The sequence below is a fragment of the Cellulomonas sp. P5_E12 genome (assembly GCF_054049315.1).
Genome location: NZ_JBFUMP010000007.1, coordinates 41,452 through 56,890 on the forward strand (window position 1 = coordinate 41,452; position 15,439 = coordinate 56,890).

Here is a 15,439-nt window from a genome sequence, read left to right on the forward strand (position 1 = left end):
TCACTCGACAGGAAGCGACGATCGTGGCGACCACCAACGACCTCAAGAACGGCACCGTGCTCAAGATCGACGGCCAGCTGTGGACCGTCATCGAGTTCCAGCACGTCAAGCCCGGCAAGGGTGGCGCGTTCGTCCGCACCAAGCTGAAGAACGTCCTGTCCGGCAAGGTCGTCGACCGCACGTTCAACGCTGGCCTGAAGGTCGAGACGGCGAACGTCGACAAGCGCGACATGCAGTACCTGTACAAGGACGGCACGGACTTCGTGTTCATGGACACGGACAACTACGACCAGATCCACATCTCCGAGGTCACGGTCGGCGACGTCGCGAACTTCCTCCTGGAGAACCAGAACGCGATGGTCGCGACGAACGAGGGCGTGCCGCTGTATGTCGAGCTGCCGCCGTCGGTGATCCTCGAGGTCACGTACACGGAGCCGGGCCTGCAGGGCGACCGCTCGTCGGCGGGGACCAAGCCGGCGACGCTGGAGACCGGCTACGAGATCCAGGTGCCGCTGTTCCTCGAGTCCAACACGAAGGTCAAGGTGGACACCCGCGACGGTTCCTACCTGGGCCGTGTGAACGACTGAGGTGGGTGCTCGCACCAAGGCCCGCAAGCGGGCCCTCGACGTCCTGTTCGAGGCCGACCAGCGCGGCCTGGACCCGGTGACGCTGCTCGCCGACCGCATCGCCCACCCGGGCACCGAGTCGTCGCTGCCGCAGTACTCCGTCGACCTGGTCGAGGGCGTCATCGAGCGGCAGGACCGCATCGACGAGCTCCTGGCCACGCACGCGCACGGGTGGACCATCGACCGCATGCCGGCCGTGGACCGGGCGCTGCTGCGCATCGGTACGTGGGAGATCCTCTTCAACGACGACGTCCCGGACGCGGTCGCGGTCGACGAGGCCGTCGAGCTGGCGCGGTCGCTGTCGACGGACGACTCACCGCAGTTCGTCAACGGCCTCCTGGGCCGGATCGTCGACCTCAAGCCGACGCTGCTCGCGTGACCCCAAGGTGAAGAAGCCCGCGCCCGACGAGGGTGCGGGCTTTCTTCGCATCGCGTGGCATCCAGGTGGCCCACGGGCTGGCATCATTCACGCCGTGACATCGCCGCTCGCCGCCGCGCCGCTCTCTCGCCGCACGGTCGTCACCTACGCGCTCGGGTCGGTCGGCACGGGCGGCTTCGGCACCCTGCCCGGCCTGGTGCTCGCGTACTACCTGACCGACACGCTCGGCGTCGCCGCGGGCCTCGCGGGCCTGGTCGTGACCGTCCCCAAGCTGTGGGACGTCGTGATCGACCCGTTCATCGGCGCGGCGTCGGACCGGTCCGCCGCCCGGCACGGCAACCGCCGACGGTTCCTGCTCGCGGGCGCGGTGACCATCCCGGTGCTCTTCGCGGCCCTCTTCGTGGTGCCCGGCGCGCTCACGGGCTGGTCGGCGGCCGCGTGGGTGGTCGTCGCCTTCGTCGCCGCGGCCACCTCGTTCAGCGTCTTCCAGGTGCCGTACATCGCGCTGCCGGCCGAGATCGCGCCCGACTACCGGTCGCGGACGCGGCTGCTCGCCCCGCGCATCGCGGTCCTCGCCGTCGCCATCCTCGCGTTCGGCGCGGGCGGGCCGCTGGTGCGCGACGCCGCGGGCGGCGGGCGCACGGGGTACGCGGTGATGGGCGCTGTCGGTGGTCTGGTCATCGGGCTCGGCATGCTCACCGCGTGGTGGGGCGCTCCCCGCGACGCAGTGGCGGCGGGGCAGCCCGTCGAGCGCCGCCCGGAGCGCAAGGGCGAGGCGCTGCGTCTCGGCCTGGCCGCGCTGCGCGAGATCCCCGCGTTCCGCCTGCTCCTGTCGACGTTCGTGCTGCAGGCGCTGGCGACCGGGGCGATGCTCGCCGGCGCGCAGTACGTCGCGACGTACACGCTCGGGTCCGAGGGCGCCGTGACGTACCTCTTCGTCGCCCTCGTCGCGCCGGCCCTGCTGGTCATGCCGCTCGCGACGAGGCTCGCCCGACGGGTCGGCAAGCGCACCTCGCTGGTCGGGGCGTCCACGCTGTTCGCCGTCGCGGCGCTCTCGTTGCTGCCGATGCGCTGGGCGCCGGGCGGCTGGGTCTACGCCTCGGTGGCCCTCGCCGGGGTCGCGTACGCGGGGATGCAGCTCTACCCGCTCGCGATGCTGCCCGACGTGGTCGCCGTCGACGCCCGCGAGCGCGGCGAGGACCGCGCCGGCGTGCTCGGCGGCGTCTGGACGGCGGGGGAGACCGCCGGCCTCGCCCTCGGCCCCACGCTCGTGCTCGGCATGCTCGCCCTGACCGGCTTCACCTCGCGGACGGGCGACGAGGTGGTCACCCAGCCGGCGTCCGCGCTGACGGGGATCACGCTCGCGTTCTCCGTGCTGCCCGCGGTGCTCGCCTTCGTCAGCCTCCTGCCGCTGTCCCGCTACCCCCTGTCGGAGGCCGTCGTCGACGAAGCCCCCGCCGGCTCGATCGAGGAGTCCCGCCCGTGAGCACCCCCCGCACCTCCGACGACGTCCTCGCCGACCTGGCCGGCCTGCGCGCGGCGGACCCGCCCACGCACGGGGGACGCGTCCTGTCGTACGTCTACGACCCGGGTCGCCCCGAGCTCGACGCGGTCGCGGCCGAGGCGGTCCGCCTGTTCCTGCCGGTCAACGGCCTGGACCCGACGACGTTCACGTCCGTCGCCGCGCTGGAGGGCCGGCTGGTCGCCTTCGCCCGCGACGTGCTCCACGGCGACGCCGACACGGTCGGCTCCGTCACGTCGGGTGGCACCGAGTCCTGCATGCTCGCGGTGAAGTCGGCGCGCGACCTGTGGCGGGCGGCGGACCCGTCCCGCGCGCACGCTCGACCGACCCTCGTGCTGCCGACGACGGCGCATCCCGCATTCCACAAGGCCGCGCACTACCTCGACCTGGACGTCGTGCCGGTGGGGGTCGACCCCGCGACGGGCGTCCCGAGCGCCGCCGACGTCCTCGCGCGGGTCGACCAGCGGACGGCTCTCGTCGTCGTCAGCGCGCCCAGCTACCCGTTCGGCGCCATCGACCCGGTCGCCGAGGTCGCGGCCGGTGCCGCCGCGCGCGGGGTGGCCTGCCACGTCGACGCCTGCGTCGGTGGGTGGGTGCTGCCCTGGTGGGGCGGGATCGACGAGCCGTGGGACCTCGCGGTGCCGGGCGTCACGTCGATCTCGGCGGACCTGCACAAGTTCGGCTACGCCCCCAAGGGGGCGTCCGTCGTGCTCTACCGCGCCCGCGAGCGCCACCGCGCGCAGTACTTCGCGACGACCGCGTGGCCCGGGTACCCCGTCGTGAACCCGACCGTGCTGGGCTCGCGGGGAGCGGGGTCCATGGCCGCCGCGTGGGCGGTGCTCGAGGTGCTCGGCACGGAAGGGCTGGCGGAGCTCGTCGCGGCGACGCGGCGCGCCACCGACCGCCTGGTCGAGGCCGCGGCGGGGATCCGGGGCCTGCGGGTCGTCGGCACGCCGACCGGGCCGCTCATCGCGCTCGCCACGGACGAGTCCGTGCCCGCGGACGAGTGGGTGGACCCCTTCACGTTCATCGACGAGGTGCGCCGGCGCGGCTGGCTGCTGCAGGCGCAGCCGGCGATGAACCAGCCCGGCGGCGCGCCGCTGCCGCGGACGGCCCATCTCACGGTCACCGCGGTGACGGCGGGGATCGTCGAGGACCTCGTCGCCGCGCTCGTCGCCGCCGCGGACGCGGTGCGGGGCCAGCCGCCGGCTGTCCCGGACCCGTCGCTCGCCGGCCGGGTGCTGACCGAGGGCCTCCCCGACGAGCTGGCCGGGGTCATGGCCACGCTCGAGGCGCTGCCGGCCGAGATCGTGCACCCCCTGCTGATCCAGGTGCTGGCGGGGGCGATCGACCCGTCGCGGGCGTGATAGACACCGCGCAAGGCGCATGACGAACACCACGTCAGGGGCGCCCGTTCTGCGAGGTAGGGTGGCTGCTCGAGAGACATTCCTTTAAGACCCGTCCCGTGAGGCGGGGAAGGAGTTTGCTTGATGAGCACTGGCACGCCCACGCCCGCCACGGACGATGTCGACGACGACGGCAACGTGGTCCTCGGCGCCCCGGAGATCAGCCGGGCCCTCACGCGCATCGCGCACGAGATCCTCGAACGCAACAAGGGCGGCGCCGACGTCGTCCTGCTCGGCATCCCCACGCGCGGCCTCCCGCTGGCCCGCCGCCTCGCGGACCGCCTGGTCGCGGTCGAGCCGGGGCTGGACCCCGAGCTCCTCGTCGGCAGCCTCGACGTGACCATGTACCGCGACGACCTCGCGCAGCACCCCACCCGGACCATCGGCGCCACCGACATCCCCGGCGGGGGCCTGGACGGCAAGGTCGTCGTCCTGGTGGACGACGTCCTGTACTCGGGCCGGACCATCCGCGCGGCGCTGGACGCCATCAACGACCTCGGTCGCCCGCGCGCGGTCCAGCTCGCGGCGCTGGTCGACCGCGGCCACCGCGAGCTGCCGATCCGTGCCGACTACGTCGGCAAGAACCTGCCCACCTCCACGAGCGAGCGCGTGCGCGTCCTGCTCGAGGAGAGCGACGGGCGCGATGCCGTCCTCATCGAGGGAGGGGCGCGATGAAGCACCTGCTGTCCACGGCCGACCTCGATCTGGCCGACGCGGTCCGGATCCTCGACACGGCCGGCTCCATGGCCGCGACGCAGGCCCGCGAGATCAAGAAGCTCCCCACGCTCCGGGGCCGCACGGTGGTCAACCTCTTCTTCGAGGACTCCACGCGGACCCGCATCTCGTTCGAGACGGCCGCCAAGCGGCTGTCGGCGGACGTCATCAACTTCTCCGCCAAGGGGTCGAGCGTCTCCAAGGGGGAGTCCCTCAAGGACACCGCGCTGACCCTGCAGGCCATGGGCGCCGACGCGGTGGTGATCCGGCATCACGCCTCGGGCGCGCCGCACACATTGGCGACGGCCGGCTGGACCCACGGCGCCGTGATCAACGCGGGCGACGGCATGCACCAGCACCCGACGCAGGCGCTGCTCGACGCCTACACGCTGCGCCGGCACCTGGTGGGTCCGGGCGACGTCACCGGTCGCGACCTGGCCGGGCTGCGGGTCGCGATCGTCGGCGACGTGCTGCACAGCCGCGTCGCGCGCTCGAACGTGCAGCTGCTGCACACCCTCGGCGCGGAGGTGGTGCTCGTCGCGCCGCCCACGCTGCTGCCGGTGGGGGTCGGTGCCTGGCCGGCGCGCGTGTCGTACCACCTCGACGAGGTCATCGCCGACGAGAAGCCGGACGCGATCATGATGCTGCGCGTCCAGCGTGAGCGGATGTCGAGCGCGGGCGGCGGGTTCTTCCCGAGCCCGCTCGAGTACACGCGCCGCTACGGCCTCGACGCGCGGCGCCTCAGCCTGCTGCCCGAGCACGCGATCGTCCTGCACCCCGGCCCGATGAACCGCGGCCTGGAGATCTCGGCGGACGCCGCCGACTCCACGCGCGCCGTGATCGTCGAGCAGGTGGCCAACGGCGTCGCGGTCCGCATGGCCGTCCTGTACCTGCTGCTCGCGGGCGGCGATGCCCCCGCTCGAGCCACCACCAGCACCGACGAGAAGGGCACTGACGCGTGACGAGGAACTACCTGCTGCGGGACGTGAGCCCACTGGGCGACGGCAGCACGGACATCCTGCTGGCCGACGGGATCATCGCGGCCATCGGTCCGGACGCCGAGGCGAAGGCCGACAACCCCGTCGTCATCAACGGCCACGGGCTCGTCCTGCTGCCCGGCCTGGTGGACCTGCACACGCACCTGCGCGAGCCCGGCCGCGAGGACGCCGAGACGGTGCGTTCCGGCACCCGCGCCGCGGCGATGGGCGGCTTCACCGCGGTGCACGCGATGGCCAACACGACGCCGACGCAGGACACGGCCGGAGTGGTCGAGCAGGTCTGGCGCCTCGGCCGCGATGCCGGCTGGGCGGACGTGCGGCCGGTCGGCGCCGTCACGGTCGGCCTCGAGGGCGAGCGCCTGGCGGAGCTGGGCGCCATGGCCGAGTCCGCGGCGCAGGTCCGGGTGTTCTCCGACGACGGCAAGTGCGTGCACGACCCGGTCGTGATGCGGCGCGCGCTCGAGTACGTCAAGGCGTTCGACGGGGTCATCGCGCAGCACGCGCAGGAGCCGCGCCTCACCGAGGGCGCCCAGATGCACGAGGGCGTCGTGTCCGCGGAGCTGGGTCTGGCCGGCTGGCCCGCGGTCGCCGAGGAGGCGATCATCGCCCGCGACGTGCTGCTGGCCGAGCACGTCGGCTCGCGGCTGCACGTCTGCCACCTCTCGACGGCCGGCTCGGTGGAGATCATCCGCTGGGCCAAGTCGCGGGGGATCGACGTCACGGCCGAGGTCACGCCGCACCACCTCATGCTCACCGACGAGCTGGCGCGCGGGTACGACCCGGTGTTCAAGGTCAACCCGCCGCTGCGCACGCAGCGCGACGTCGAGGCGGTCCGCGAGGGCCTCGCCGACGGCACGATCGACATCGTCGCCACGGACCACGCGCCGCACACGCGCGAGGACAAGGACTGCGAGTGGGGTGCGGCGGCCTTCGGCATGACCGGGCTGGAGACCGCGCTGTCCGTCGTCCAGGAGACCATGGTCGACACCGGCCGGATGACCTGGGCCGATGTCGCCCGCGCCATGTCCACGGCACCCGCCCGCATCGGCCGGGTCGGCGACCACGGGCGGCCCATCGCCGTCGGGGAGCCCGCCAACCTCACGCTGGTMGACCCCGGCATCCGCCGCGTCGTCGTGCCCGAGGAGCAGGCGACGCACAGCGTCAACTCGCCGTTCCGCGGCCGCGAGCTGTCGGGCTGCGTCATCGCGACGTTCCTGCGCGGCCGGGCCACCGTGATGGACGGGTCCGCGTGCGACGAGAGCGTCGTGGTCTCCTCGTGAGCCGCCAGGCGATCTCGACGATCGTCCTCGTCCTGGTCGTGCTGCTCGTCTACCGCGGCATGCGCGCCGGCTGGCAGGCACGCACCCGACGGTCGGCCGCGCTGCTCCCGGCGCTGCCGGTACCGCCCGCGGGGCTCGGGGCGGAGCGGCTGGCGCCGGTGGACGCCGTCTACGTGTCGACCACCCGCGCGGGAGACTGGCTCGACCGGGTCACCGCCTACGGGCTGGGCGTCCGCAGCCCCGCGCAGGTCGGCGTGTTCGACGCCGGCGTGCGGATCACACGCCAGGGTTCGACCGACCTGTTCGTCCCCGCCGCCGCGGTCCGGTCCGCCGGGTCAGCGCCGGGCATGGCCGGCAAGGTCGTCGGGGGAGAGGGCCTCGTGGTCCTCACCTGGCAGGGCGACCCCGCCGATCCCCGCGGCCTCGACACCGGCCTTCGACCCAAGCACGCCGCGGACCAGGCGCGGCTCATCGACGCGATCACGACGCTGACCACCACGGGCGAGGCGCCCGCGCAGGAGGAGAACTCATGACCGACACTGCCGTTCCGCAAGCGGTGCTGATGCTCGAGGACGGCCGGACCTTCACCGGCCGCCCCTACGGCGCCGAAGGCTCCACGCTGGGCGAGATCGTCTTCAACACCGGCATGACGGGCTACCAGGAGACGCTGACCGACCCGTCGTACCACCGGCAGATCGTCGTCATGACGGCCCCGCACATCGGGAACACCGGCGTGAACGACGAGGACGACGAGTCCGCGCAGATCTGGGTGGCCGGCTACGTGGTGCGCGACCCCGCCCGGCGCGCGTCGAACTGGCGCTCCCAGCGGACGCTCGACGACGACCTCGTGGCGCAGGGCATCGTCGGGATCAGCGAGATCGACACCCGCGCCCTGACCCGCCACCTGCGCGAGCGCGGCGTCATGCGCGCCGGCATCTTCTCGGGCGCCGCCCTCCTGGACGGCGACGGCGAGCGCCGGCCCGACGACGAGCTGCTGGACGACGTGCTGGCCGCACCCCGCATGGCGGGAGCCGACCTGGCCGGCGAGGTGTCCACGGACGAGGCGTACGTGGTCGAGCCGGTGGGGGAGCACGTCGCCACGGTCGCCGCGGTGGACCTCGGCATCAAGGCCATGACGCCGCAGCGGCTCGCCGAGCGAGGCGTGCGGGTCCACGTGCTGCCCTCGACGGCGACGATCGACGACGTCCTGGCCACCCAGCCGGACGGCGTCTTCTTCTCCAACGGCCCCGGGGACCCGGCGGCCGCGACGCACGAGATCGACCTCCTGCGCGACGTGCTGGACCGCAAGATCCCGTTCTTCGGCATCTGCTACGGCAACCAGCTGCTCGGCCGCGCGCTCGGCTACGGCACCTACAAGCTGGGCTACGGCCACCGCGGCGTGAACCAGCCGGTGATGGACCGCGCCACGGGCAAGGTCGAGATCACGGCCCACAACCACGGCTTCGCGGTCGACGCCCCGCTCGACGGTGAGTCCGTCGCGCCGCACGACGGCGGCCGCTACGGCCGGGTCGTCGTCAGCCACGTCGACCTCAACGACGACGTCGTCGAGGGCCTGCAGGCGCTCGACCTGCCGGCGTTCTCGGTGCAGTACCACCCGGAGGCGGCGGCAGGCCCGCACGACGCGGCCTACCTGTTCGATCGCTTTGTCGACCTCATGAACGAGAAGAAGGGTGCCGCCTGATGCCCCGGCGCACAGACATCCAGAGCGTCCTCGTCATCGGGTCCGGCCCGATCGTCATCGGCCAGGCGTGCGAGTTCGACTACTCGGGGACGCAGGCGTGCCGCGTGCTCAAGGAGGAGGGCCTGCGGGTCATCCTGGTCAACTCGAACCCGGCGACGATCATGACGGACCCGGAGTTCGCCGACGCCACGTACGTCGAGCCGATCACCACCGAGATCCTCACCACGATCATCGCCAAAGAGCGCCCGGACGCGATCCTGCCGACGCTGGGCGGCCAGACGGCCCTCAACGCGGCGATCGCCCTGGACGAGGCGGGTGTGCTCGAGAAGTACGGCGTCGAGCTCATCGGCGCGAACATCGCCTCGATCCAGAAGGGCGAGGACCGCGAGCAGTTCAAGGAGGTCGTGGAGGTCTGCGGCGCCGAGAGCGCCCGATCCGCCATCGTCCACTCCATCGACGACGCGCTCGCCGCGGTCGACGACCTCAAGTACCCCGTCGTCGTGCGGCCCTCGTTCACCATGGGCGGCCTCGGCTCGGGCATCGCGTACGACGAGACCGACCTGCGCCGCATCGTCGGCCAGGGCCTGCACTACTCGCCGACCACCGAGGTTCTCCTGGAGGAGTCGATCCTCGGCTGGAAGGAGTACGAGCTCGAGCTCATGCGCGACAAGCACGACAACGTCGTGGTCGTCTGCTCGATCGAGAACGTCGACCCGGTCGGCGTGCACACCGGCGACTCCGTCACGGTCGCCCCGGCGCTCACCCTGACGGACCGCGAGTACCAGCGGCTGCGGGACATCGGCATCGCGGTCATCCGCGAGGTCGGCGTCGACACCGGCGGGTGCAACATCCAGTTCGCCATCGAGCCCTCGACCGGCCGCATCGTCGTCATCGAGATGAACCCGCGCGTGTCGCGGTCGAGCGCCCTGGCCTCCAAGGCGACCGGGTTCCCGATCGCCAAGATCGCGGCCAAGCTCGCGGTCGGCTACACGCTGGACGAGATCCCCAACGACATCACGGGCGGCTCCACCCCGGCGTCGTTCGAGCCCACGCTCGACTACGTCGTCGTCAAGGTCCCGCGGTTCGCGTTCGAGAAGTTCCCGGCCGCCGACGACACGCTGACCACGACCATGAAGTCGGTCGGCGAGGCGATGGCCCTCGGCCGCAACTTCACCGAGGCGCTCGGCAAGGCCATGCGGTCGATCGACAAGAAGGGCTCGGTGTTCCACTGGGCCGGCGACGCCCTGTCCGGCGACGCCCTCGACGCGCTCGTCGCGACGATCTCCCGGCCCACCGAGCACCGCCTCGTCGACGTCCAGCAGGTCCTCCGCTCCGGCGTCAGCCTCGAGAAGGTCTACGAGCTCACCGGCATCGACCCGTGGTTCCTCGACCAGATCCAGCTCATCAACGAGGTCGCCGAGCAGACCCGCACGGCCGACGCCCTGACCCGCGACGTGCTGCTGCACGCCAAGCGCCACGGCCTGTCGGACGCCCAGATCGCGACCCTGCGCCGCACGTCGGAGGACGCCGTCCGCGGCGCCCGCCACGCGGTCGGCCTTCGCCCGGTGTTCAAGACCGTCGACACCTGCGCCGCCGAGTTCGCCGCCAGCACGCCGTACCACTACTCGTCCTACGACGAGGAGTCGGAGGTCGCCCCGCGCACCCGCCCGGCGATCCTCATCCTCGGCTCCGGCCCCAACCGCATCGGCCAGGGCATCGAGTTCGACTACTCGTGCGTGCACGCCGCGCTGGCGCTCAAGGGCGAGTACGAGACCGTGATGATCAACTGCAACCCGGAGACCGTCTCGACGGACTACGACACGTCCGACCGGCTGTACTTCGAACCCCTGACGTTCGAGGACGTGCTCGAGGTCTACACGGCCGAGCTCGCCGCGGGACCGGTCGAGGGCCTCATCGTCACGCTCGGCGGCCAGACGCCGCTGTCCCTGGCCCAGCGCCTGTTCGACGCCGGCCTGCCGATCCTCGGCACCTCGCCGGCCGCGATCGACGCCGCCGAGGACCGCGGCGAGTTCGGCAAGGTGCTCGAGGCCGCCGGCCTGCCCGCACCCGCGTTCGGCACCGCGACGACGCAGGCGGGAGCCCGCGACACGGCCCGCCGGATCGGCTTCCCCGTCCTCGTGCGCCCGAGCTACGTGCTGGGCGGGCGCGGCATGGAGATCGTCTACGACGAGCCGCAGCTCAACGAGTACGTCCAGCGCGCGCTAGACAACGCGGCCGACGGGGGACGCGCGGGCACGCTGCCGCCCCTGCTCATCGACCGCTTCCTCGACGACGCCATCGAGATCGACGTCGACGCGCTCTTCGACGGCACCGAGCTGTTCCTCGGCGGCGTGATGGAGCACATCGAGGAGGCCGGCATCCACTCGGGCGACTCGGCGTGCACGCTTCCGCCGGTGACGCTCTCGACCAGCGAGCTCGAGCGCATCCGCCTGTCCACCGAGGCGATCGCGCGGGGTGTCGGGGTGCACGGGCTGCTCAACATCCAGTTCGCGCTGGTCTCCGACGTGCTCTACGTGCTCGAGGCCAACCCGCGGGCGTCCCGCACGGTCCCGTTCGTCTCCAAGGCGACCGGCGTCTCGCTGGCCAAGGCCGCCGCGCTGGTCATGGCGGGCCGCTCGATCGCCGACCTGCGTGACCAGGGCATCCTCCCGGTCGACGACGCGAGCGTGCTCGACCTCGACTCGCCGATCGCGGTCAAGGAGGCCGTGCTGCCCTTCAAGCGGTTCCGCACCAAGGAGGGCGTCGTCGTCGACACCGTGCTCGGCCCGGAGATGCGCTCCACGGGCGAGGTCATGGGCTTCGACGTCGACTTCCCGACGGCCTTCGCCAAGTCGCAGGACGCGGCGTTCGGCGGCCTGCCGACCGGTGGGCGGGCGTTCATCTCGGTGGCCGACCGGGACAAGCGCTCGATCATCTTCCCGGTCAAGCGCCTGGCGGAGCTGGGCTTCGAGATCCTGGCGACCGAGGGCACCGCGGCCGTCCTGCACCGCAGCGGCATCGCATCGACGGTCGTGCGCAAGTACTCCTCGGGTCGCGGCGAGGCGGGGGAGCCGACCATCGTCGACCTCATCACCGACGGCTCGGTCGACATGGTGGTGAACACGCCGTCGGGCCAGGGCGCCCGCGCGGACGGCTACGAGATCCGCGCGGCCACGACCGCGGCCGACAAGGCCATGGTCACCACCGTCCAGCAGCTGGGAGCCGCCGTGCAGGCCATCGAGGCGCGGCTGGCCGGCCCCTTCAAGGTGACCAGCCTGCAGGAGCACGACGCGGCCGCCCTGGTGCGCCGCGAGGCACGCGCGGCGGCCCGCGCGTGACCGCGGCGTTCGGCGCCCGCCTGGCGGCCGCCATGGAGGCCCACGGGCCGCTGTGCGTGGGCATCGATCCCCACACGAGCCTGCTGGAGGCGTGGGGGCTGCCCGACGACGCCTCGGGCCTGCGGCGTTTCGCGCTGACCGTGCTCGACGCGGTCGCCGGGCACGTCGCGGCCGTCAAGCCGCAGGCCGCGTTCTTCGAACGGCACGGGTCCGCCGGCGTCGCGGTGCTCGAGGAGATCGTCGCGGCGGGCCGGGACACCGGCACCCTCGTGATCGTGGACGCCAAGCGCGGCGACATCGGCTCCACCATGGGCGCCTACGCGGACGCGTTCCTGCGAGACGGCTCCCCGCTGGCCGGCGACGCGCTGACCGTGTCGCCGTTCCTCGGCTTCGGGTCGCTCGCCCCGGCGCTCGAGGCCGCATCCGCCTCGGGCCGCGGGCTCTTCGTCCTGGCGCTCACGTCGAACCCGGAGGGCGCCAGCGTGCAGCACGCGCGCGGCGCCGACGGGGTCTCGGTGGCGGCGAGCATCGCACGTGCGGCGCAGGCGGCCAACGAGGCGGAGATCGCGTCGTCGGGCGCGGCGCTGGGGTCAGTCGGCCTCGTCGTCGGCGCGACGATCGGCGACGCCGCGCGTCAGGTGGGCGTCGACCTCGCCGCGGTCCGCGGACCTCTGCTCGCCCCGGGGGTCGGCGCCCAGGGCGCCGGCGCGGCCGAGCTGGCCGACGTCTTCGGCGACGCGCGCCGGGCCGTCCTCGCGTCGTCGTCCCGGGGCGTCCTGGCCGCCGGCCCGTCCGTGAGCGCGCTGCGCGCGGCGGCCCGCACGGCGTCGGACGAGGCTGCCGCGGCACTGTCCTGAGCTCGGGCGCGGCGTGTCGGTGCAGGTCCGGGCGCGCTGGGGGCCCGCTCGCATTGCCGATGAGGGTGKCGCTCGCTAGTTTCGTTGTCACGATCCCGCGCACTTCCACGTGGGTCGCCGGCCCACTGACGAGAAGGTGACGCGCGTGGCACTCCCTCCGCTGACTCCCGAACAACGAGCGGCAGCGCTCCAGAAGGCCGCGGCCGCCCGGCAGGCCCGCGCTGAGGTCAAGAATCGCCTCAAGTACTCGCAGGGCACGCTCTCCGAGGTGATCGCGCAGGGGCAGCAGGACGAGACGATCGGCAAGCTCAAGGTCCTGGCGCTGCTCGAGTCGCTCCCTGGCGTCGGCAAGGTCAAGGCGCGTGCGATCATCTCCGAGATCGGAATCTCCGAGACCCGGCGCGTCCGGGGTCTCGGACCGCACCAGGTGAAGGCCCTCGTCGACCGCTTCGGGTGACAGGCTGCCGGCGCCGCGCATCTCGAGGAGTACCGCACCACCCATGACGACGACGCCTGCCCGGCTGACCGTGCTCGCCGGACCGACAGCCGTCGGCAAGGGGACGGTGTCCGCCGACGTCCGCTCCCGCTACCCCGAGGTCTGGCTCTCGGTGTCCGCGACGACGCGGTCACCGCGTCCGGGCGAGGTGGACGGGGTGCACTACCTGTTCGTCTCGGGCGACGAGTTCGACCGCATGGTCGAGCGCGGCGACCTTCTCGAGTGGGCCGTCGTGCACGGCCGCAACCGGTACGGCACGCCCCGTAAGCCGGTCGAGGAGCAGCTCGCGGCCGGCAAGCCGGCGCTCCTCGAGATCGACCTGCAGGGGGCTCGGCAGGTGCGCGAGTCCATGCCGGACGCGCACTTCGTGTTCCTCGCGCCGCCGTCGTTCGCCGAGCTGGAGCGGCGTCTGGTCGGGCGGGGGACCGAGGACGCCGAGGAGCGCGAGCGCCGCCTCTCGACGGCCCGGGTCGAGCTCGCGGCCGAGGCGGAGTTCGACCAGGTCATCGTGAACGACGACGTGCACCGGGCGACCGACGAGCTGGTCCGCGGGATGGGGATTTCGACCAGGTAGGATGGCCCTAGCCCAACCCCTTTTACGTACGGGAGATCACCGTGTCCGGAACCGTCGCCGCCCCCACCGGCATCACCGACCCGCCCATCGACCGTCTGCTCGAGCGCGCCGACTCCAAGTACGCGCTCGTCCTGTACTCGGCCAAGCGCGCGCGTCAGATCAACGCCTACTACTCGCAGCTCAACGAGGGCCTGCTGGAGTACGTCGGCCCGCTGGTGGACACCCGTCCGCAGGAGAAGCCGCTCTCGATCGCCATGCGCGAGATCGACGCCGGCCTGCTGACGTCCGAGGCCACGGAGGGCTGACCGCCCCACCATGCGCATCGTCCTCGGGGTCGCGGGCGGGATCGCCGCCTACAAGGCTGTGCTGCTGCTCCGGCTGCTGCGTGAGCAGGGCCACGAGGTCCGCGTCGTGCCCACGCGGGCGGCGCTCGAGTTCGTCGGCCGTGCGACGTGGGAGGCACTCTCGGGCCAGCCGGTGACCACCGACGTGTTCGAGGACGTCGACCAGGTGGCGCACGTCGCCGTCGGCAAGCAGGCCGAGCTCGTGATCGTCGCCCCGGCGACGGCCGACCTGCTCGCGCGCGCCGCCGCCGGCCAGGCGGACGACCTGCTGACCGCCACGCTGCTCGTCGCCCGCTGCCCCGTCCTGCTCGCGCCGGCGATGCACACGGAGATGTGGGAGCACCCGGCCACCGTCGCGAACGTGGCGACGCTGCGGGCTCGCGGAACGCACGTGCTCGACCCTGCGGCCGGTCGCCTGACCGGCTCGGACACCGGACCGGGCCGGCTCCCCGAGCCCGAGGACATCGCGGCCGCGGCCCTGGCCCTGCTGGTGGACCGGCCCCGCGACCTGACCGGCCGGCACGTCGTGGTCTCCGCCGGCGGCACCCGTGAGCCCCTCGACCCGGTCCGCTTCCTCGGCAACCGGTCCTCGGGCCGCCAGGGTGTGGCACTGGCCCGCGCGGCGCACGCCCGGGGCGCCCGGGTCACGCTCGTCGCCGCGAACATCGACGTCCCCGCCCCGGTGGGGGTCGACGTGGTGCGCGCCGAGACCGGCGCGGAGCTGCGCGACGCCGTCCGGGCCGCCGCCAAGGACGCCGACGTCGTCGTCATGGCGGCCGCGGTCGCCGACTACCGCCCGCGCACGAGCGCGGAGGCCAAGATCAAGAAGCAGCACGACGGCGAACCCACGGTGCTGGAGCTGGTCGAGACGGTCGACATCCTTGCCGAGCTCGCCGCCGACCGGTTGCGCGTCGGTCAGGTGGTGGTCGGCTTCGCGGCCGAGACGGGCGACGAGACCGGCAGCGTGCTCGAGCACGGCCGCGCCAAGGCGCTGCGCAAGGGCGCCGACCTGCTCGTGGTGAACGCCGTCGGTGGCGGTCGGGGGTTCGGCAGCGACGCCAACGACGTCACGATCCTCGACGGGACCGGTGCGGTCGTCGCCGAGGCCAGCGGCAGCAAGGACCAGGTCGCCGACGCCGTCTGGGACGCCGTCGTGGCCCGCGGCTGAGATCGAGCACCTGGCGCGGGGCGCGCCCATTACGC

General features: G+C 73.0%; 15 protein-coding genes. All 15 read left to right on the forward strand.

Annotated features, from left to right (window positions below):
* The first annotated feature begins 23 nt into the window (after positions 1-23).
* Positions 24-587, forward strand: a complete 564-nt coding sequence (gene efp, locus ACXJKA_RS07990; RefSeq protein WP_456824659.1) for an elongation factor P — start codon at positions 24-26, stop codon at positions 585-587.
* Between the two features lies 1 nt (position 588).
* Complete coding sequence (gene nusB / locus ACXJKA_RS07995) at positions 589-1,005, forward strand: transcription antitermination factor NusB (protein ID WP_456824660.1); 417 nt, start codon at positions 589-591, stop codon at positions 1,003-1,005.
* 94 nt (positions 1,006-1,099) lie between these two features.
* A complete protein-coding gene (locus ACXJKA_RS08000) occupies positions 1,100-2,491 on the forward strand; it encodes an MFS transporter (protein ID WP_456824661.1) in 1,392 nt (463 codons plus the stop codon).
* The gene (locus ACXJKA_RS08005; protein ID WP_456824662.1) at positions 2,488-3,894 is read left to right on the forward strand and encodes a pyridoxal phosphate-dependent decarboxylase family protein; all 1,407 of its coding nucleotides are present in this window, start codon (positions 2,488-2,490) and stop codon (positions 3,892-3,894) included. Before ACXJKA_RS08000 ends, ACXJKA_RS08005 begins: the two co-directional genes overlap by 4 nt.
* Positions 3,895-4,017: 123 nt before the next feature.
* Positions 4,018-4,608, forward strand: coding sequence for a bifunctional pyr operon transcriptional regulator/uracil phosphoribosyltransferase PyrR (gene pyrR, locus ACXJKA_RS08010; RefSeq protein ID WP_456824663.1), 591 nt, complete (start codon positions 4,018-4,020; stop codon positions 4,606-4,608).
* On the forward strand, positions 4,605-5,609 hold the full coding sequence (locus ACXJKA_RS08015) for an aspartate carbamoyltransferase catalytic subunit (protein WP_456824664.1): 1,005 nt from the start codon (positions 4,605-4,607) through the stop codon (positions 5,607-5,609). The genes pyrR and ACXJKA_RS08015 overlap by 4 nt, the downstream gene beginning before the upstream one ends.
* Entirely contained in the window at positions 5,606-6,925 is a 1,320-nt protein-coding gene (locus tag ACXJKA_RS08020; protein ID WP_456824665.1) for a dihydroorotase, read from the forward strand. The genes ACXJKA_RS08015 and ACXJKA_RS08020 overlap by 4 nt, the downstream gene beginning before the upstream one ends.
* Positions 6,922-7,458, forward strand: a complete 537-nt coding sequence (locus ACXJKA_RS08025) for a PH-like domain-containing protein (RefSeq protein WP_456824666.1) — start codon at positions 6,922-6,924, stop codon at positions 7,456-7,458. Before ACXJKA_RS08020 ends, ACXJKA_RS08025 begins: the two co-directional genes overlap by 4 nt.
* Positions 7,455-8,627 carry a glutamine-hydrolyzing carbamoyl-phosphate synthase small subunit gene (gene carA, locus ACXJKA_RS08030; protein ID WP_456824667.1) on the forward strand — a complete coding sequence of 391 codons (1,173 nt, stop codon included), beginning with the start codon at positions 7,455-7,457 and terminating at the stop codon, positions 8,625-8,627. The genes ACXJKA_RS08025 and carA overlap by 4 nt, the downstream gene beginning before the upstream one ends.
* On the forward strand, positions 8,627-11,965 hold the full coding sequence (gene carB, locus ACXJKA_RS08035) for a carbamoyl-phosphate synthase large subunit (RefSeq protein ID WP_456824668.1): 3,339 nt from the start codon (positions 8,627-8,629) through the stop codon (positions 11,963-11,965). Before carA ends, carB begins: the two co-directional genes overlap by 1 nt.
* Entirely contained in the window at positions 11,962-12,822 is an 861-nt protein-coding gene (gene pyrF, locus ACXJKA_RS08040) for an orotidine-5'-phosphate decarboxylase (protein WP_456824669.1), read from the forward strand. Before carB ends, pyrF begins: the two co-directional genes overlap by 4 nt.
* Before the next feature lie 145 nt (positions 12,823-12,967).
* Positions 12,968-13,279 (forward strand): integration host factor, actinobacterial type, encoded by a 312-nt coding sequence (gene mihF, locus ACXJKA_RS08045; protein ID WP_370505526.1) that lies wholly within the window; start codon positions 12,968-12,970, stop codon positions 13,277-13,279.
* Between the two features lie 43 nt (positions 13,280-13,322).
* The gene (gene gmk / locus ACXJKA_RS08050) at positions 13,323-13,892 is read left to right on the forward strand and encodes a guanylate kinase (protein WP_456824670.1); all 570 of its coding nucleotides are present in this window, start codon (positions 13,323-13,325) and stop codon (positions 13,890-13,892) included.
* Positions 13,893-13,933: 41 nt separating this feature from the next.
* Entirely contained in the window at positions 13,934-14,197 is a 264-nt protein-coding gene (gene rpoZ, locus ACXJKA_RS08055; RefSeq protein ID WP_028046344.1) for a DNA-directed RNA polymerase subunit omega, read from the forward strand.
* Positions 14,198-14,207: 10 nt separating this feature from the next.
* Complete coding sequence (gene coaBC / locus ACXJKA_RS08060; protein ID WP_456824671.1) at positions 14,208-15,404, forward strand: bifunctional phosphopantothenoylcysteine decarboxylase/phosphopantothenate--cysteine ligase CoaBC; 1,197 nt, start codon at positions 14,208-14,210, stop codon at positions 15,402-15,404.
* Positions 15,405-15,439: the final 35 nt, after the last annotated feature.

What these genes read in the sequence shown, in the direction of transcription:
- pyrR (WP_456824663.1), top strand. Translation starts at nt 4,018, where the DNA reads ATGAGCACTGGCACGCCCACGCCCGCCACGGACGATGTCGACGACGAC.
- ACXJKA_RS08015 (WP_456824664.1), top strand. Translation starts at nt 4,605, where the DNA reads ATGAAGCACCTGCTGTCCACGGCCGACCTCGATCTGGCCGACGCGGTC.
- carA (WP_456824667.1), top strand. Translation starts at nt 7,455, where the DNA reads ATGACCGACACTGCCGTTCCGCAAGCGGTGCTGATGCTCGAGGACGGC.
- carB (WP_456824668.1), top strand. Translation starts at nt 8,627, where the DNA reads ATGCCCCGGCGCACAGACATCCAGAGCGTCCTCGTCATCGGGTCCGGC.
- gmk (WP_456824670.1), top strand. Translation starts at nt 13,323, where the DNA reads ATGACGACGACGCCTGCCCGGCTGACCGTGCTCGCCGGACCGACAGCC.
- coaBC (WP_456824671.1), top strand. Translation starts at nt 14,208, where the DNA reads ATGCGCATCGTCCTCGGGGTCGCGGGCGGGATCGCCGCCTACAAGGCT.